This window comes from Corynebacterium axilliensis, assembly GCF_046097495.1.
Classification (GTDB): domain Bacteria; phylum Actinomycetota; class Actinomycetes; order Mycobacteriales; family Mycobacteriaceae; genus Corynebacterium.
Genome location: NZ_CP175768.1, coordinates 2,041,629 through 2,060,641 on the forward strand (window position 1 = coordinate 2,041,629; position 19,013 = coordinate 2,060,641).

General features: G+C 64.8%; 12 protein-coding genes. 6 read left to right on the plus strand and 6 right to left on the minus strand.

What is annotated here, in order from left to right; all coding sequences use genetic code 11:
- Positions 1-13: 13 nt before the first annotated feature.
- From ACKFR8_RS09850 to leuA, 3 genes are all read right to left on the minus strand, one after another.
- On the minus strand, positions 14-1,636 hold the full coding sequence (locus ACKFR8_RS09850) for a DNA polymerase III subunit epsilon (RefSeq protein WP_408929941.1): 1,623 nt from the start codon (positions 1,634-1,636) through the stop codon (positions 14-16).
- Between the two features lie 71 nt (positions 1,637-1,707).
- Positions 1,708-4,203 carry a hypothetical protein gene (locus ACKFR8_RS09855; RefSeq protein ID WP_408929942.1) on the minus strand — a complete coding sequence of 832 codons (2,496 nt, stop codon included), beginning with the start codon at positions 4,201-4,203 and terminating at the stop codon, positions 1,708-1,710.
- Positions 4,204-4,656: 453 nt separating this feature from the next.
- Positions 4,657-6,471: a 2-isopropylmalate synthase gene (gene leuA / locus ACKFR8_RS09860; RefSeq protein ID WP_408929943.1), complete on the minus strand. Its 1,815-nt coding sequence runs from the start codon at positions 6,469-6,471 to the stop codon at positions 4,657-4,659.
- Positions 6,472-6,696: 225 nt separating this feature from the next.
- Here leuA and ACKFR8_RS09865 point away from each other — a divergent pair, with 225 nt between their 5' ends.
- Positions 6,697-7,845: a mannosyltransferase family protein gene (locus ACKFR8_RS09865; RefSeq protein WP_408929944.1), complete on the plus strand. Its 1,149-nt coding sequence runs from the start codon at positions 6,697-6,699 to the stop codon at positions 7,843-7,845.
- On the opposite strand, the gene ACKFR8_RS09870 is transcribed toward ACKFR8_RS09865, so the two are convergent.
- Positions 7,842-8,705 (minus strand): DMT family transporter, encoded by an 864-nt coding sequence (locus ACKFR8_RS09870; RefSeq protein WP_408929945.1) that lies wholly within the window; start codon positions 8,703-8,705, stop codon positions 7,842-7,844. The genes ACKFR8_RS09865 and ACKFR8_RS09870 overlap by 4 nt on opposite strands.
- 146 nt (positions 8,706-8,851) lie before the next feature.
- Between ACKFR8_RS09870 and ACKFR8_RS09875 the strand changes: the two genes are divergently transcribed.
- Both ACKFR8_RS09875 and ACKFR8_RS09880 read left to right on the plus strand, forming a co-directional pair.
- On the plus strand, positions 8,852-10,117 hold the full coding sequence (locus tag ACKFR8_RS09875; RefSeq protein WP_296135089.1) for an aspartate kinase: 1,266 nt from the start codon (positions 8,852-8,854) through the stop codon (positions 10,115-10,117).
- Positions 10,118-10,161: 44 nt separating this feature from the next.
- A complete protein-coding gene (locus ACKFR8_RS09880) occupies positions 10,162-11,199 on the plus strand; it encodes an aspartate-semialdehyde dehydrogenase (RefSeq protein WP_408929946.1) in 1,038 nt (345 codons plus the stop codon).
- A 118-nt stretch (positions 11,200-11,317) separates the two neighbouring features.
- Here the strand turns inward: ACKFR8_RS09880 and ACKFR8_RS09885 are convergent, their stop codons facing one another.
- On the minus strand, positions 11,318-12,640 hold the full coding sequence (locus ACKFR8_RS09885) for a YkvI family membrane protein (protein ID WP_306508242.1): 1,323 nt from the start codon (positions 12,638-12,640) through the stop codon (positions 11,318-11,320).
- A gap of 277 nt (positions 12,641-12,917) precedes the next feature.
- On the minus strand, positions 12,918-13,466 hold the full coding sequence (locus ACKFR8_RS09890; protein WP_408929947.1) for an RNA polymerase sigma factor: 549 nt from the start codon (positions 13,464-13,466) through the stop codon (positions 12,918-12,920).
- A 172-nt stretch (positions 13,467-13,638) separates the two neighbouring features.
- Between ACKFR8_RS09890 and ACKFR8_RS09895 the strand changes: the two genes are divergently transcribed.
- The 3 genes from ACKFR8_RS09895 to ACKFR8_RS09905 all read left to right on the plus strand — a co-directional run bounded on the left by ACKFR8_RS09895 (position 13,639) and on the right by ACKFR8_RS09905 (position 18,601).
- Entirely contained in the window at positions 13,639-15,192 is a 1,554-nt protein-coding gene (locus ACKFR8_RS09895) for a catalase (protein ID WP_296135058.1), read from the plus strand.
- A 128-nt stretch (positions 15,193-15,320) separates the two neighbouring features.
- On the plus strand, positions 15,321-16,832 hold the full coding sequence (locus ACKFR8_RS09900; RefSeq protein ID WP_408929948.1) for a hypothetical protein: 1,512 nt from the start codon (positions 15,321-15,323) through the stop codon (positions 16,830-16,832).
- Between the two features lie 266 nt (positions 16,833-17,098).
- A complete protein-coding gene (locus ACKFR8_RS09905) occupies positions 17,099-18,601 on the plus strand; it encodes a DUF5129 domain-containing protein (protein WP_408929949.1) in 1,503 nt (500 codons plus the stop codon).
- Positions 18,602-19,013: the final 412 nt, after the last annotated feature.

A 19,013-nucleotide genomic window follows, 5' to 3' on the forward strand; every position in this document is an offset into this window, starting at 1 on the left:
TAGTCGTGGGGACCTATTGATCGGTGGTGCGGGAGCGGTTGTGTCCCGAATTTTGCTGGCTCGATTGCTTCTGTTGATTCTGCTGGCCCTGTCCGCGACGTCCCCGGCCCCCGCGGCGCCGACGCCGCCGGCCGTTGCCGCCGCGCCCGCCATTTCGGTTGCCGCCACCGCCGGTGTTTCCGGCTCCCTGTGCGCCGTTGTTCTTCGCGGAACCGCCGTCGTTCTGCGCAGCGGTGGACCCGTTCTCTGCCTGTGCGTCGGCGGAGGCGTTCTGTCGGTTGCCAGCCTTGGTGCCGGATTTGTTCCCAGACTTGCGGCGCGAGCGGCGACGGCGGCTATTGGAGGAGCGGCTGCGGTTGCTCTGGCCGCCGCCGTGACTGCCCTGGCCGCCCTGCCCGGTGCGGGAACCGCCGGAGCGCTGCGCGGAGCCTCCATTACTGGAGGAGTCCTGAGAGTCCTCCGGCTCGGTGGCGTCCTCGATGCGTTCCAAGGCCGCGAGGAACGCGGTGTCCGACATGAGCGGGATGTCCTTGCGGTGGGCGTGCATGGGCTTTCCCACCAGGTCAGTGGTGATATTGCACACCACCAGGGAGGTCTCGCGCGTGAGTTTCTCGGAGTAGTTGAGCTCCTCGCGGGCGAGGGCGGCGATGATGGTGTCGGGGTCCTCGGTAATCTCCGGGGCGACGACGATCTCCATGCCGCGGATCAGTTCCTTGCCCGGCACGTACGCGCCCGGGTTGTGGTGCTGGCGGGGTGCTTCGGCCGCGTCCACGCGCACGTGGGAGCGCTGCAGGCCGAAGCGGTCACCGCGCAGGTCATCGGGCTCGGCGGTGCTAAGCGTGCCGCCGCGCTGGGCGCGGTAGAGCTCCACCAGCAGGCGGGTGGTTTCCCGGGAGGTTTCCTTTTCGGGGCGCAGGGCGCGCTCCGTGCTGGCCTTCGGCGACGGTGCATCGAGTCCAGTCGCGGCTGCGACGGCGGCCAAGCGCACATCGGTGCCCCACACGCCCTGGCGGCGGGCGGTGGCTAGGGTATCCACGATGGTGACCGGGGTGGGCACGTGCCCGACCTTGAAGCGGCGCCGGCGTCCCTTGGAGCGGTTGCGGTTGCGTGCGCGGTTCTGGCGGGCGGCAGCGGTCATCGCGCGTCGCGCCTCGGCCACGATAAAACCCCAGGTGTAGGTGGTGTCGTGGACGATGAGCGTGCGGCCGTCGATAAGCCTGTCCAGCGGCTTGAGCAGCGCGGAGAAGGACTGCCCGGCCTTAATCTCCTCGACGCTCAGCCCGTGGAGGTGCCGCGGGCCGGGATCGCCATCGGGGTTGAGCACGGCGTGGAATTCTTGGCCGGTCTCACCGGCATCGTTAAAGGTGAGGGCGTCCACGGTGAGCAACCGCCCGGTGGAGGGGTGGATGCCCGTGGTTTGAATGCTCAGCGCCACCAAGGGGAATGCGGCAAGCGCCTCGTCCCGCGCGTTGTCCTTGCGGCCATCCCCGCCCTTGGTGTGGGCGGCGTCCTTCTTGCCCTTCTCAGCGGGCTTGGGCCGCGGGCCCGGCTTGGGGCTGGGGGAGGGCACCGCACCTGTCTGCTCCGCAGCATTGTTGTGCGCTGTGGAGTCGGCAGATCCGGGTCGTGTAGTCATTGTTCACAGTTTAGTACCCGAACCCCGCGGAACCGGGAAAGGGCACACGTAATCCGCTACCGGGGTAGGGGCTAGTCCACCTCGATGATGATCATCACGCCGTCCGGGTTGGTGGGCGCGGTGGGATCGGTCGGGTTGGTGGGTTCTACTGGCTCTGCAGGCTCAGAGGGCTCGCTCGGCTCCACGGGTTCGACGGGCTCTACGGGCTCTGCCGGTTCGAGCGGTAGCGGCGCGATCTCGCTCGGCTCCACGGGTTCGACGGGCTCTACGGGCTCTGCCGGTTCGAGCGGTAGCGGCGCGATCTCGGTGGGTTCTGCAAGCTCGGTGGGCCCAGAGGTCGCAGACGGTTCCACGGTCTCGGTCGGCGTGTCCTGCGCCGTCTTCTCAGACGACGGGGATGCAGGGGTGGCCTCGGACGTTGCCGTGACTGGCGACGTCTCCTCGGTCGCCGTCTCCTCCTCCGTCACCGTCGGCGTCGGGGTCGGCGTCGGTTCCGCCTTCGTCGTTGGCTCTGCGGTTGGCTCTGTCGTTGCCTTTGCCGTGGTTGATGCCGTGGTCGTGTTGGGCTTCGTCGTTGTAGACGACGAGGAGCTAGTCGGAGTTGTGGACGTTGCAGTAGCCGTGGCCTTTGCCGTGGTTGATGCCGCAGTCGTGCTGGGCTTCGTCGTTGAAGACGACGGCGTCGTAGCGGTCGCCGCAGTGGTCGACGGTGCCGCGGTGGTCGACGGTGCTGCAGTGGTCGAAGTCGTTGGCGCCGCCGACGTGGTGTCGGTGCTGGTCTCCTCTTCGCCGGACTCCTCTTCGGTCGGCTCCAGCGGCACCATGGGTACCTCCGAGCCTTCATCGTCGGGGATCTCGCGCGTGGCCGTGAGCAACACCTTGGTGGTGGTGGGAACCGTCTCCCGCGTGGACGGGGTAGCCGCTGAAGTCGGCTTGGTCGGCTTGGTGGGCTCCGCGGGCTCGTTGGGCTCCGAGTTTCCAGCAGAGTCCGATACCTCGGGGACCCCAGGAATCTCGAGGAACGTCGGGATGCCGACGTGCGCGCCGTGTCCACCGGAGTGGTTGCCGTTGGGGCGCGGCGTGTTCGGGCGAGCCGGCTCGGTGGCAGGACTCGTTGCCTCTGGGGCAGGCTTCGCGTGCGGGGCCGGTGCCTTCGTCGCGGCCTTCGTTGCGCGCGGGGTGGCGGCGGCAGACGGCTGCGCCTCTGCTGGTGCGGGGCTGGAACCCGTGGCGCGGGCGGTGGCGGTGGAGTCGCTGCGCGTCACCGAAGAGCCAGAGAACTCGGAAGGCTCCGACGGCTCCGATGGCTCAGCAGGTTCTGCTGTCCCATCCAGGCCGGCGGAGTGTGCGCGGGTCTCCTTGTCCAGGGGGCGGATTTCGGTATCGCCGCCCCACATGCGGCCGTCACCCATATCCTGCATGGCGCTGCTGGTCGCGGCCGCGTCGACAACGTCGACGTCCTGGGGGTTAAGGATTGGGTTGTTGTAGGCCTCCAGCGCGGAGCCGGTGACGTGCTCGTCGGAAGACTTGAGGGACACCAACGACGTGGCGAAGTTTGCCGTACCGCCGATGATGACCGCGACGCTGGCTGCGCAGGCCAGCTTCAGCCCGGTGCTGGTGGCCGCTAGCTGCGCGCCGGCGGCAGCAGCCGAGCCTAAAGCGCTGGACGGGCTTGCCGTCGCGGCAACGCCAGCCGTCGATTCGCTCGCCGTGCTGGTCGTAGCACTGCTGGTTGCGGTGGACGTGGCTGGCTCGGGCACGTCGGGCGCCGGAGTGGCGGCCGCTGCCTTTGCACGTGCGGTGGCCAGCTCGGTCACGCCCACGGTGGCGGCGGTGAGTACACCCGCGCTGCCCAAAGCCAGGGCGCTGGGAGCGTTAGATTCGCTGGCGTAGATGGTCAAGGACGGACTGCCGTCCTCCACGGCGTAGTAGGCACGGGCGACAGCAATGAGGCCCTCGTGGTTGTACCCGGCGACGGTGTCTGCCAACCAACCCGCCTTGCTGTGAGGGATGGTGGCCACGAGGGCGTTGTCCACGAAAACCTGGACGGAGCGGAGGAACAGGTGCCGCCTATTTTTCAGGGTGACTAGGACGTGATCGGCGTGGTCCGGCAGTTCCTTGGCCGGAATGGTGAAGTCGGTGGTGTGTAGCGCCGCGTCACCGTCGAGAAGCCCCCAGCGCTGCTCCGGAGGGTTGTTGCTGGGAACGCACAAGCCTGGCTGGGGAAGCAGAACGTCGAAGGAGGGGACGGTGTCGTCCTCGTCATCAGCGCAGCTCTGGCACATGCTGATGGAGGCCATGACCTGCGGGCGAAGCCCGGCAGCGATGATCCAGTCCAGCTCCGAGTAGGGGTGGGACTGGTCCACGGAAATGGTGCCGACAACGGTGTCCTCGTGGCGGACGCGGAACCCCGAGCTGGAGTGCCCGCACAACGTCACGGGGATGAGGTGGGACGTGTCTGCCTCCTCGAACATGGAGAGGAAGACTTCCGGGTTGATGTTGTGCACAGAAAGGCGGCAGGGATCACCAAAGCCGTGGTGTGGGACCACGAAGTTGGTGTTCGTCATAGTGCTCGCCTTCGACGGGGTACGGTGCGCCTGGTACGGGAGGGCGTGGTGTTCTGCATCCTGAGTAACCACCGTGGATGGTGGCAAAAATTTTGCAAAAATCTGTAATCAGCTCTCACCCTACCGCGTGCCGCCCCCTGTCTACAAGCCGTGCTGCCCAGCGCAATGTCACACCTCACGCCCTGACAAAAAGGTTGCATTCGGGGCGAAAGATTATATCTATTCTTATGAAGACAAGCGTGAAAGACACACGCAAACGCGGTGTGACTTTAGAGTTAGGGGAAGTGCCGAGGTAGCGCCCCGCTACACAGACCGCCCGCGCCTTCCCGGGGGCCTGCCCTGGGTGGGGTGGTGCGTGGCGGGCCGGGTGGGCGCGGGCGGACTTGTGCGTACTAATAGAGACTTTTGGTCTTCCTTGTGATTGTGATTGGGCGTTGCGGTTAGGAGTAGCGGTTAGGCCGCGCGGTTGACGGCGGAGGTAATGGCGTTGATGGAGGCGCGCGTGGTGGAACCGGCGATGCCCGCGCCCCAGACCTGTGTGCCGTTGACGTCGGCGGCGATGTAGCAGGCCGCCTCGGCGTCATCGCCCGCGGTACGGGACTGCTGCGAGTAGTCGATGACCTCGAAATCGATGCCCACGCCCTCCAGGGCGTTGGCATAGGCGGCGATGGGGCCGTTGCCGCTGCCGGAGACGACGTGACGCTCGCCGTTGTACACCACCGTGGCGGTGACCTTAGCGTTCTCCTCGTCGGTGGTGGAATTGTCCACCTGGAAGGAGATCAGCTCCAGCGGCGCGGTGCGGTCCAAGAACTCGGTGGCGAAGATATCCCACATGTTCTTGGAGTTGACCTCGCCACCTTCGGCGTCGGTCACCGCCTGCACGGCCGAGGAAAACTCCGCCTGCATGGCACGCGGCATGTTGATGCCGTGGTCGGTCTTCATGATGTAGGCCACGCCGCCCTTGCCGGACTGCGAGTTCACGCGGATAACCGCCTGGTAATCGCGGCCCACGTCCTTCGGGTCGATGGGCAGGTACGGCACCTCCCAGGTGGTGCCCTGCAGCTCCTCCCAGGACACGTCCGTGTTGATGGCGCCGGGGCGGACCTCCTGGGCCAGCGCATCCAGGCCCTTGTTGATGGCGTCCTGGTGGGAACCAGAGAAAGCAGTGAACACCAGCTCGCCGCCGTAGGGGTGGCGCTCCGGCACGCGCAGCTGGTTGCAGTACTCCACCGTCTCCCGGATCTTGGGCAGATCGGAGAAATCGATCTGCGGATCCACACCCTGGGTCAGCATGTTCAGGCCCAGGGTGACCAAATCCACGTTGCCGGTGCGCTCGCCGTTGCCAAACAGGCAGCCTTCGATGCGGTCCGCGCCGGCCAGGTAGCCCAGCTCGGCGGCGGCGATACCCTCACCGCGGTCGTTGTGCGGGTGCAGGGACAGGATGATGGAATCACGCTTGGCCAGGTTGCGGTGCATCCACTCGATCTGGTCGGCGTAGACGTTCGGGGTGATCATCTCCACCGTGGACGGCAGGTTGATGATCATCGGGTTCTCCGGGGTGGCCTCCATGATGTCCACCACCGCGTCGCAGACCTCGGCGGCGAAGCCCAGCTCGGTACCGGTGAAGGACTCCGGCGAGTACTCCCACCGCCAGTTGGTTTCCGGGTAGTCCTGGGCAATGGACTTGATGAGCTCAGCGGCGTCGGTAGCCAGCTTCTTGATGGCTGGGCGGTCCTTGCGGAATACTACGCGGCGCTGCAGCTTCGAAGTGGAGTTGTAGAAGTGCACGATGACGTTCTTTGCACCCTCGCACGCTTCAAAAGTGCGGCGAATGAGGTGTTCGCGGGCCTGCACCAGTACCTGGATGGTGACGTCATCCGGAATCTTGTCGCCCTCGATGATCTCGCGCACGAAGTCGAAGTCCGTCTGGGAGGCGGACGGGAAACCTACCTCGATCTCCTTGTAACCCATCTTCACCAGCAGGTCGAACATGCGGTGCTTGCGCTGTGGGGACATGGGGTCAATGAGCGCCTGATTGCCATCGCGCAGGTCCACCGCGCACCACTGCGGCGCGGCGGTAATGGTCTTGTTCGGCCACGTGCGGTCCGGCAACTCGACGGGCTCAACCTCTGTGGCAAAGCTTAAGTAGCGGTCCACCGGCATGGAGGAACCGCGCTGCTTGTTCCACGCGGGTTGTCCCTCGCGGCGGGGGCCAGAGGGGGTGGTGATGTCACGGGGAGCGGAGATAAAAGAATCAGTGGGGGACATAGGTGAACTCTTCCTTGGAGTGTGTAGGTGCCGTGTACGGCCAGCTGCGGTGAGGGCAACACCGCGCTCCGCGACGGGCCGCTGGCCGTGAGGTCACGAACCTAAATCCCGCCGCGGCTACTAAGGAGGAGGGAATGCCGCGTAATCATGTGAGCCACAATACAAGCCCTCTCACTATGTGGCAACCAATTTCACACAATGAGACGCGGGCAGGGTGTGGCTAAGATGTCCTGCGTGCATACAGTGAGACCCGCAGTAAGGGCCGGCAGCTCGGCGCCCCGCGCCCCGCGCATCGCGCTAGTTTCCCTCGTTATCGCCGTGCTGGGCGCGGCCATACGCATCGCGGTGCTGGAGGTTCTGGCTGCGGCCAACGGCCAGGAGCTGTGGGACCAGCTTTTGGCCTGGGATGCTGAATATTATGTGGCGATTGCCCGCGCCGGGTACCTCGACGCCGACATTGCCTTTGACGGTCCGGTGTACGAGAAGACGATGGCCTTCTTCCCGGGCTTTCCCCTACTCCTCAAGATCGTCAGCTGGACCGGCATCAACATCGCCCTCGCCGCGCTCCTTATTAATACCCTGCTGGTGGCGGTGCTGGCAGCGGGGGTGATGGTGCTGGCGCGGCGCCTCGGCGCGAGGCAGGGCGGGCAGATCGCCTCCGCCATCGTGGTAACGAGCGCGCCGATGTCCATCGTTTTCTCCATGCCGTACAGCGAGGCGCTTTTTGGTGCTCTGGCGGTATGGGGGCTCGTGGCACTGGATGACCGCGTGTGGTGGCGCGCTGGGCTGTTCGGGTTCGGGCTCGCGCTGACCCGCCTGACCGCGGTGGACTTCCTCGTGGTCTTCGGGCTGTGGGTGCTGCTCTACGGGCGCCGTAACTGGCGCGCCTGGCTAGGCCTGTGCCTGGCTGCCATGCCGCTCCCCGCTTACCTGCTGTGGACGCAGCACTACCTGGCGGATGCCGGTGGCTACTTCGGCATCCAAGAAAAGTACTGGGACTCCGCCTTTGACGGGGGAGCGGACACGGTGCGTTTTGTGTGGAAGGCGCTCACTGAGGCGACGAATGTGGGCTACCTTCTCACGGCACTGGCCATCCTGGCCGTGCCGGTGCTGCTCGCGGTGACGTGGGGAAAGGTTCAGCCGGTGGCGTGGTGGTTCAGCGCGGTGCTCATGGCCAACGTGTTGCTCTCCAGCGGCATCCAGCACTCCCGCCCGCGCCTGCTGCTGCCTGCCGCGGTGCTTTTTATCCCGTGGGCCGTGCGGGCCGTGGCTGGCCGCACGCCGCGGGCAGGGTGGGCCGGTATTGCTGCGTGGGTGCTGTGGTCGGCGTGGTTCTCCGCCTACATGCTGGTCGTCTTCGAGTGGGCTATCTAGCTGGAGGAGCGTGTAATGGAACCCGGATTAACCGGCACGCGGGAGAGCACGATGGTGCCCACGATCATCACCAGTAGGGAGCCGGCCATGACGCACCAGCCGGCGGCGCTGCTGACCTGGAATTTCTCCCCTAATACCCAGTAGCCCAGGCCAAAGGCCACGATGGGCTCCATGATGGTCATGGCCGGCAGCGAGTGGGCCAGCGCGCCGGCGTGAAAGGAATATTGCTGGATCACCGTGCCGCCTGCGGCGAGCGCGATGAGCGCGTAAAGCTCCCAGCTGCCCAGGGTGGAAACGGGGCCTTCGTGCGAGAACACATCGACCACGGCCTTGGCCACCAGCGCGACATAGCCGTAGAGAATGCCGCAGGCGGAGCCTAAAGCGAGGGCGGCTTCCGACGGGCGCTTGCGAGCCATAACGAACAGGCCGATGAGCGCGAGCGCGCCGAGCGTGAAGGCGGGCCACCACTGGGACCAGGAGGGCGTGGTGAGGCCGGCAGTGGGGCGGCCGTAGACCACTAGGATGCCGACAGCGATGGTGAGCGCGATGCACCAGATGACCTCCCGCGCCGGCATGGGGCGGCGCGAATACCAGGCAGCCAGCGGCAGCGTGAACATCAGCGAGAGCACTAGGATGGGCTGTACCACGAGCAGGGTGCCAAAACTGAGCGCGACGAGCTGCAGGGCGTAGGCCAGTACGGCTGCCCCGGTGCCTACCCACCACAGTGGGGTCCGCAACGCGGTGCGCATGACGGTGCTGGAGCTCGCGTCAAGAACAATGCGGTGGCGTATGACTGTGCCCCAGGCCACGACTAGTGCCGAGGCCAGCGCGAATGTGACGGCAAGCAGACTTGAAAACATCGTGTCCACCCTACCCGGAATTAATAGGCAACTTGTGTTTCGGTAGGGCCGGAAGGGCGGTAGGCTAAAGAAGTTGACTGCCGCTCTATAGGTATTGGGCGGCGGACAGGTATTGGCCCTCGCGAAAACGAAAGGTGGGACCGTCAGTGGCCCTAGTCGTACAGAAATACGGGGGATCTTCCCTCGAGAGCGCAGAGCGCATCCGTGCTGTTGCGGAGCGCATCGTGGCCACCAAGAAGCAGGGGCACGACGTGGTTGTCGTGTGCTCCGCCATGGGAGACACTACCGACGAACTGCTGGATCTTGCTGCCCAGGTCAACCCGGTCCCGCCGCAGCGCGAGATGGACATGCTGCTCACCGCCGGCGAGCGCATCTCCAACGCGCTGGTGGCCATGGCCGTGGAATCCCTGGGCGCCCACGCGCAGTCCTTCACCGGCTCCCAGGCCGGCGTTCTCACCACTGAGCGCCACGGAAACGCCCGCATTGTCGACGTCACCCCGGGCCGCCTCACCGAGGCTCTCGACGAAGGAAAGATCTGTATCGTCGCGGGCTTCCAGGGCGTGAACAAGGAATCCCGCGACGTCACCACCTTGGGCCGCGGCGGCTCCGATACCACCGCGGTGGCGTTGGCGGCGGCGCTCAAGGCCGATGTGTGTGAGATTTACTCCGACGTCGACGGCGTCTACACTGCCGACCCCCGCATCGTCCCCGACGCCCAGAAGCTGGAGAAGCTCTCCTTTGAGGAGATGCTGGAAATGGCCGCTGTGGGCTCCAAGATTCTCGTCCTGCGCAGCGTGGAGTACGCCCGCGCGTTCAACGTTCCCCTTCGAGTTCGCTCATCTTATTCAACCGACCCCGGCACGCTCGTTGCCGGTTCAATGGAGGATATCCCCGTGGAAGAAGCAGTACTGACTGGTATCGCAACCGACCGTTCCGAGGCCAAGGTCACCGTCCTCGGCATCCCGGACCGCCCGGGGGAGGCCGCCAAGGTCTTCCGCACCATCGCGGACGCGGAAATCAACATCGACATGGTTCTCCAGAACGTCTCCTCCCTGGAGTCCGGCACCACGGACATCACCTTTACCTGCCCGCGCGCCGACGGCCCGCGCGCCATGGAGCTGTTGGCCAAGCTCAAGCAGGAGGGCCACTGGGCCAACGTGCTTTACGACGACCAGGTGGGCAAGGTCTCCCTCGTCGGTGCCGGCATGAAGTCCCACCCGGGCGTCACCGCAGACTTCACCGAGGCACTGCGTGACGCAGGCGTCAACATGGAGCTCATCTCCTCTTCTGAAATTCGCATCTCCGTGCTAACGCGGGAGGCGGACCTGGAGAAGGCCGCGGTGGCCGTGCACGATAAGTTCCAGCTGGGTGGCGAGGAAGAGGCCACCGTCTACGCTGGTACCGGACGCTAGAGAACCCCACCAAGGATTGCACTAAGGATTAAGGAGTACACGTCATGACCACTGTTGCTGTTGTAGGCGCTACCGGGCAGGTCGGCCGCGTCATGCGGTCCATTCTTGAGGAGCGCAACTTCCCGGCTGACTCGGTTCGCTTCTTCGCTTCCGCGCGCTCCGCAGGCCAGGAGCTGACCTTCCGCGACGAAAAGGTGGAGGTTGAGGACCTGGCGAAGCAGACCGCGGAGAGCCTGGCCGGCATCGATATTGCGCTGTTCTCCGCGGGTGGCTCCACCTCCAAGCAGTACGCCCCGCTGTTCGCGGAGGCCGGCGCCACCGTGGTGGATAACTCCTCCGCGTGGCGCAAGGACCCGGAGGTTCCCCTCATCGTGTCTGAGGTGAACCCGCAGGATAAGGACAAGGTGGTCAAGGGGATCATCGCGAACCCGAACTGCACCACGATGGCGATCATGCCGGTGACCAAGGCGCTGCACGACGCCGCCGGGCTGACCACGATGCGCGTGGCTTCCTACCAGGCGGTCTCCGGCTCTGGCCTGGCCGGCGTGGAGACCCTGGCCAAACAGGTGGCCTCCATCGGGGATCAGAATGTGGAGCTGACGCACGACGGCTCCGTGCTCGAGGTGGAGCAGGACGAGCTCGGCCCCTACGTCGCCCCGATTGCCTACAACGCGGTGCCGCTGGCCGGCAACCTCGTGGACGACGGCTCCGAGGAGACCGACGAAGAGCAGAAGCTGCGCAACGAGTCCCGCAAGATTCTGGGTATTCCGGAGCTCAAGGTCTCCGGCACCTGCGTGCGCATCCCGGTCTTCACCGGCCACACCATGGTGGTCCACGCCGAGTTCGAGCGCCCGATCACCCCGGAGCAGGCCCGCGAAGTTCTCTCCTCCGCCGCGGGCGTCAAGGTCGTGGACGTCCCCACGCCGCTGGCCGCCGCCGGTATCGATTTGTCCTTGGTCGGCCGCATCCGCCAGGACCAGACGATTGCGGATAACAAGGGCCTGGTCTTCGTAGTCTCCGGCGACAACCTGCGCAAGGGGGCTGCCCTCAACGCCATCCAGATCGCGGAGCTGCTGGTCTAGCGCGCGGCGCTGAAGCGCCGCACAGTTTTCCGCATCGAAAAAGTCCGCCCCAGAAAGAATTCTGGCGGCGGACTTTCGCGTGTTGTGAGAGGGGAGCGCTCTCAGCCCTGTCGGGCTCCTAGTTCTTCGGGACCTCTGGCTTGGTGTGCTGGACGTAGGTCACGGACGGATCCGGATCCTCGCGGTCGTACTCGATCTCCTCGTCGGCCTCGAGCTCCTCGTGGATCTCCTCGGCCACGGCATTGACAAACTCGTCGGTCTCCATGTTGGAAGCCGCAGCCAGCTTGCGCAGCTCGCGCTGGTTCTTCTTGGTGAAGCGCTCACGCGGGTCCAGGCGGCGCTTAACCAGGGTGCGGGCGCGCACGCGGCGGTCGGACTCGGAGGTGATCTTGTCTCGCTGCGCAATCCAGGAAATCACCATGACGGCAATCATGAGCAGGCCCAGGTAGCCCAGAATCGGGTACACGCTGGAGACCAGCTGCTTGAAGCCCACGAAGGAGAGGATGAAGCCCACGACGCAGGCGCCGGCGTAGACGGGGTAGAAGAGCTTCGGCTTCTTGCGGGTCAGGCGCTTGCCCATGGCGTAGAACATGCCGATGGCCGTGTTGAACACCATGCCGTAGATGATGAACGTCATGAAGTAGCCAAGAATGGGGTTCACGTTGTTGATGAGCGTGAGCACCGGAAGGTCCTGGCCGTTGACCTCAGGGGCCACCATGTACAGCGAGACCACGAGCAGAGCCAGCAGGACGAGGTAGACGATGCCACCCAAGAGGCCGCCGCGGCCCACGGCGCGGTTATCCAGGATGTTGCCGCCGATAACGATGGACATGGACACCGCGCACATGACGTTAAGGCCGGTGTAGTTCAGCGCAGCCAGCCACCAGCTGTGCATGGGGGTCTCGACGTTGTCTACGGCGAAGCTGTTGGCCGCAGACCAGTCCACGTCCGTGGTGAGGATGGTGTAGCCGGTGGCGAAGACGACGAAGATGATGATGAACGGCGTGATCGCGCCGATGACGGAGGTCACCTTGTCCACGTCGAGCAGGCCGACGAGCAGCACCAGCACGAGCATGACGGCGCCGCCCACCCAGATCGGCACGCCCTCAAACTGCTGGCTGATGGTGGAGCCACCGCCGGCGAACATGACGAAGCCGATGGCGAAGAGGGTGGCCAGCGTGCCGTAGTCCAGCACGCGGGAGATGATGGGGCCACTGATCTTGTCGTAGACGGCAGTGTGCTCGTCTGCCTGGAAGTAGGAGCCCAGCTGCAGGATGGCAATGCCGGTGACAATCATGAGGGCCGCGGCCAGCACCACGCCCCACAGGCCCCAGTTGCCGAAGGCCACGAAGTACTGCATTGCCTCCTGTCCGGAGGCGAAGCCGGCGCCGACGACGACGCCAATAAAGGCCATGGAAATGGCCACTGCGCGTTTCAACATAACTTAGAGAGGTTCTCGCAATCTCACACGCGCCGGAGGGTCGTCACAGAAGTAATGTGTGGTGCGCGCTGTCGGGGCGGCGCGGTCCGGGTCGACTATCGATTTATCACGTGTGCCTCGATTGAGATTAGGCGTGGTCGACAGGTATTTTCCAGCTGAAGCGACGAGTGTCTCTCTGTGTCCTACGTCTCGGAGCGCCGCCGGTCCACATGTATGTGCAGGTGCTTTGTATAGAACGCCCGTTTTGTAACGGCTCGGTAACGATTGGGGTTTTAGTTCACCCGCGCTGCTCGATGAGATCCTTGCGGGCACGTGCCACGCGCGAGCGGATGGTGCCCACACGCACGCCGGCAATCTTGGCGGCCTCCTCATAGGTATAGCCCAGCACCTGGGTAAGGATGAGGGCCTCGCGGCGGTCGGCCGGGAGGGCGTCGATAAGCACGCGGGCGTCGATCCATTCGCTCCACGTGCCGGCGTTTTCCGGGGCCGGGGCGAGTGCGGCCGCGTCCTCATATTCCGTGGCGGACTTGCGGGGCCGAGCCATGTCGTGGCGGATGTTGTCCACCCACACGCGGCGCGCCAGGGAGAGCAGCCACGTGCGGGCGGAGGAGCGGGCGGCGAAGCGGGGGAGTGCGCCGATGACGCGAAGGTAGGTTTCCTGCGTGAGATCGTCGGCCACGTCGGCGCCGCCCAGATGGGCGAGGAGGCGCCAGACGTCATCGTGCGTGGATTTGATGAACTCCGTGAGCGCTGCGCGGTCGCCGCGGCCTGCCCGTAGGGCGAGGTCGGTGACGCGCGCGTCATCGCGCTCGGAGTGGGGATTCACCTCCCACAACTTACCAGCAGCCCGCTGGCAAACGAGGTATTACTGGGGTCAGGCTGTGGGGGCCGCCCTAGTTCTAAAAATCTGTTGCGGGGGTCATATTGTGTAGGTAGGCTATGAAACGTCCACGATTGATAATAATCCCCAAATTATCAACACAATTAGGAGGAAGTCCATGACTAACCCCAACGAGTCCGCAGCAGACAAGGTACTGGACAAGGGCCAGCGCGCCCCGGGTGGCCCGAACACCACCCGCCCGTCCGGCCAGCCGGTCGTTACTGAAAACACCAGCGTCACCAACGGTGAGAACGGTCCGGTCGTTCTCAATGATCTGCACCTCATTGAGAAGCTGGCTCACTTCAACCGTGAGCGCGTGCCAGAGCGTACCCCGCACGCCAAGGGCCACGGTGCCTTCGGTGAGCTGCACATTACTGAAGATGTCTCTGCCTACACCAAGGCCAAGCTCTTCCAGAAAGGTACCGTCACCCCGATGATGGGCCGCTTCTCCACCGTTGCCGGTGAGCAGGGCTCCCCGGATACCTGGCGTGACGTTCACGGTTTCGCGCTGCGCTTCTACACCGAAGATGGCAACTACGACATCGTGGGCAACAACACCCCGGTGTTCTTTATCCGTGATGGCATCAAGTTCCCGGACTTCATCCACTCCCAGAAGCGCCTGGGTACCAACGGCCTGCGTGATGCTGACATGCAGTGGGATTTCTGGACCCGTAACCCGGAGACCACTCACCAGGTGACCTACCTCATGGGTGACCGCGGTACCCCGAAGACCACCCGCCACCAGAACGGCTACGGCTCCCACACCTTCCAGTGGGTTAACGAGCAGGGCGAGGCATTCTGGGTGAAGTACCACTTCAAGTCCCGTCAGGGTGTGGAGAACTTCACCGACGCTGAGGCAGGCGAGATGGCCGGCCAGAACGCTGACTACCACCGCGAGGACCTCTACAACGCCATCGAAGAGGGCAACTACCCGGTATGGGACGTCAAGGTTCAGATCATGCCGGTGGCTGAGGCTGAGGGCTACCGCTTCAACCCGTTCGACCTCACCAAGGTCTGGTCCAAGAAGGACTACCCGCTGCACGATGTGGGCTACTTCGTTCTCAACCGCAACCCGCGCAACTTCTTCGCGCAGATTGAGCAGGTTGCTCTGGACCCAGGCAACATCGTCCCCGGTGTTGGCCTGTCCCCGGACAAGATGCTGCAGGCTCGTGCCTTTGCCTACGCTGACCAGCAGCGCTACCGCATCGGACCGAACTACAAGCAGCTGCCGGTGAACCAGCCGCTCAACCAGGTCAACACCTACGAGCACGAGGGCCCGATGCAGTTCCTGTTCAACGCTCCGGAGGACCCGGTCTACTCCCCGAACCGCCACGCCAAGGGCGGCGGCTACCAGGATGGTGATGAGAACCTGCGCTTCAAGGAGCAGGAGACCACCACCGCGACGGACCTCTACGTCAACCCGGACCCGGCCGGCATCGACCTGGTTCGCGCACCGTACGTGCGCCACGCCGAGGACAACGACACCGTTCAGGCTACCGACCTGTACGAGAACGTCTACGATGACGCCGCCAAGGAGCGTATGGCGGACAACATCACCAACGCCATGGCTGGTGTCTCCCCGGAGACCGAGGAGCGCGTCTACGCTTACTGGGACGCTGTGTCTGAGAAGCTGGGCAAGCGCGTGCGTGAGCTCTTCGCTGAGAAGAAGTAGCGCGCTAGCGCGGACGCTCTAGAGCGGACGCTGCCAAGGCCCCGCTGGTACCCCAACAGTTCGGTACCGGCGGGGCCTTTCCGCGCGCCTGACGGCTTGTGCCCAGCGTGGGCGATAGTTTCTATGACATGACCTCACGCCTTGCCCGTCCCGTGGCCACCGAACGCCGCTTCACCACCCGCGCACTCGTGTGGGCCTGCATCCTGCTCGTCCCCCTCGTCATTGGCGCCGTGGTGGCCACCACCGCCCACTGGCAGCCGGCCCAAACCTGGTCCCAGGAGGAGACCGGCGCACCCAGCGACGGCACCATTGACCCGGCTGAGCTGCATGACGTCGCCCGGGCGCTCTCCGAGGCCAACGCCCAGGCCGGATTCCTGGCCAACGGCGCCCAGCAGCTCGCGGACGGCACCGGCCAGCTCAAGGACGGCGCGGGCGAGCTCGGCGGCGGCGTGGATCAGCTGGCGAGCGGTTCCCAGGAGCTCTCCAACGGCCTGGTGGAACTCCAGTCCGGCACGGCCCAGCTGGGAAACGGTGCCACCGAGCTTGCCGACGGCGTGGGCGGCGCCGTCGATCAGGTCGTGGCCCTGGGCGTGGTGCGCGGCCAAATTCTGCAGGCCATCGACGGCACAACGAAGGACCTGGAGGGTAACAACTCCAAGGAGGCCAAGGAGATTCGCTCGCAGCTGGGGGACCTGCGCGCGCAGGTGGAGAACTTTAAGTTCGACCAGTCCATCCAGGACCAGCTCATCCGCCTCAAGGATGGCTCACGGGATTTGTCTAATCAGCTGGCGGTCAGCGGCTACGCCTACCACGACGGCGTCTACGAGGCCGCCGAGGGTGCCAAGCAGCTCAACGCGGGCATCGGCGAGCTCAACACCAAGGTGGATGAGGCCCTCAAGGGCGTGGACGAGCTTGTGGCCGGCGCCGAGAAGGTCGACGGCATGGCCCAGCAGAACCGCACCAAGGTGCAGGGCGCGCAGCGCGCGTTGCCGACCGTGCCCAACCCCAACGACACCCAGAATGCGACCGCACAGCTGCTGAGCCCGATTGTGGCCATGCTTCTGGCAGCCCTCGCGGTCATGGGTGGCGGCATCCTCGGCGCGCTGCTGGCCCGCGTGGAGCGCCGGCTCGTGGTGCTCGTCGGTGCGTCAGTGCTTATCGGCGCCGCCGTGAGCCTGTTGACCGCGCTTCTGGCCACCGGCGTGACGGTGGCGGCCGTGGCGTGGGCTGGGGTGGCTGCGGCGGCGGCCGCGGCGGCGTCGGCAGGCGTGCTCTATGCCCTGGTGCGCGCGCTGGGCACCCCGGGCTGGATCCTGGGCGTGGTCCTGGGGATGGCGCAGGTAGGCGTCGTGGGATGGGCCTGGAAGGCTGCGGCCACGGGCACGGACCTTAACACCGCCATGAGCGCGCTGGTGCACCTCTTCCCCATGCACTGGGCCACCTCCGCCATCACGGTGGCGGGAAATGGGGGCAACTCCCCACAGCAGTGGGCGGCACTGGTCGTGTTGGGGGTAACTGCAGTGGTGGCGATCGCCCTGTCTACGACCCCCGCCGCGAACCGTTCTGCGGCGCGCTCTGTAACCCCCTCGGGGACCCCCTCCGCGCGCGCGGAAGAGAAGGACGAGAAGGAAAAAGCCTAGCTCACGAACGTGTGCCAACAGTGCAGGCAAGGCGGGGTGGAAAGATACTACGAAATTGCGAGTCTGGGTCTTCCGTCACGCCGAAAGAGTGCTAAAGTTAGCAGTGCTCACAAAGCCTACTTAGGGGGTAGGCAAACGGTTTCTCCAATCCGTTGTGAGTGATAGGGAATAGGGGCGACGCGGCTGCTGTAGGGGCACCGCGTCGTTTCCCGTTTTGGGGGTAAAATCAAGCCTTAAATCAGGACTGATAGAGGAGCGGAGGACACATGAACCAACCCCGGGAGATTGCACCGTACGCGGCGAGCAAAGGGCCGAAAGTCACGTCATTAGACCGCGTGGTGGGCGCTACTCTCGGGGCCGGGCTGCTGGTTGGTGCATTGGGAGCCGGCGGAGTCCTCGCCGCCATCGACGCCCCAGACAAGGCCGACTTTGCTATTGAGAGCTCCCAATCCACGGTAAAAACGGACATCATGGACCCGGATGATGTGCTCTCCCCGGAGGACGAGGAGCGCATGCTGCGCGATGTTTCTCGTATCAACGCCCCCGCCGCCGTAACCGGGCTGCACTACCTGGTCTTTGCCACCAACCACGACAACGTCAATGACTCGGTGGAGGAGTACCTGCGGGACAATCACCCGGAGCTCATTGGTGACGACAAGTTCGCGGACGGCCAGGTCTTCGTGGGCGTGGGGCTGGATCCGCGCCAGTCCTTCGTGTTCGCGGGCGAGGACGTGTCGGACCTGCTGGGCCTTCGCAAGGGCGACAGTCACTTGGAGGACGCCGTGGAAGCGATCAAGCCGGGCGTGCGGGATAACAACATTCCTGCCGGACTGCTCAATGGGGCTTCTACGGCTATCGACGTCGACCGCGCCGCCGAAGCGCAGTACGACAGCAGCGCGGGCAACCGGATTGGCGGCGCCGTGGGCGCCGGCATGGGTGCTGGCGCCCTGGGTGCGGTGGGGGTAGGCACGTTGACCGGCCTGCGCCGCTCCCGCCAGAAGCAGGTGATGAAGGCCCGTGAGAACTGGGACTACGTGTCTCAGACCTACACGGACACCGCGCAGCGGCTGCAGGCTATCGACGTCCAAGCGCACTCCTTGCACTCCGGCCTGGTGGACCAGCGTCTGCGCGATGATTGGGACACGCTGCGCGACGAATTTTTGGGCTTGGACCGCACCGTGGGTTCCTTCATGATGATGACGGCGGACTCCCCGGATAGCCTCTACCGCGAGCGCGCCGATGAGATCCAGCAGGCCCGCCAGGCCTGTGAGCGCGTCGAAACTGCTGAGGAGAACATCGACAAAATCCACCGCGTCGAACATGCCGACGCCGACGCTCGCCGCTACGCCCTGTACGACCTGGGCAAGGACCTCTCCCAGGCAAGCTACGTGGCCACCGACTTAGACTCGAACCTGGCACAGGAGGCCAAGCGCCTTGAGTCCACCGCCATGGAGCTGTCCCAGCAGCCCACCCGCCCGGACTTCATGGAGCGCTACATGGCTTTGCTCGACCGCACCTCGGGCCTGTCCCAGTACCTGCAGCAGCAGCTACAGAAGAAGAACGAGGCCAAGCAGTTGCCGGAGCGCCCGCACCTCTACGACTCCGGCTTCTACGTGGGCGTGGGCTACAACGGCTTCGTGCCCTTCTCCGCCGTGCACTCCTGGGACAGCGACGCCACCGCCGCCAACAGCAGCTCCTCCTCCAGCGGCGGCGTCAACAGCAGCTTTAGCTCCGGCTTTTCTGGGTCGGGTGGGTCGTCCAGTTTCTAGGGGCGCAGAGGGCCATGCTGGCAAGGTTGGCACAGAATTCGGAAGCCGACCCCCAACTCAAGTGACGGAAAACCAAAGCTCAAGCGCGACATCGCAACATGGGTGCTGTCCAAAAGGGCTATTCATGGCGACCAAGCCGTTTCCGCTGACGCAGATTTTGCCGAGAATGGAAACGATGGTGGTTCTTGCTACAAGCAAGGTTTCATGTCGGTCAAGGCGATGGCTGCGACAGAAATCACGGTGGGACCGCCTGATGGCCTCACACCACTCATGGCAACGATGTAACCTCCGGTACAAAGGATTTCGGGTCGAGATGGTTCGAGGCATCACAACGCTACGCTTAGCGACGTCCATGGCGTTGACGTCATGCACTAGGAGCATGGTGAGGCCGACAATACAGAGTCATTCGAGG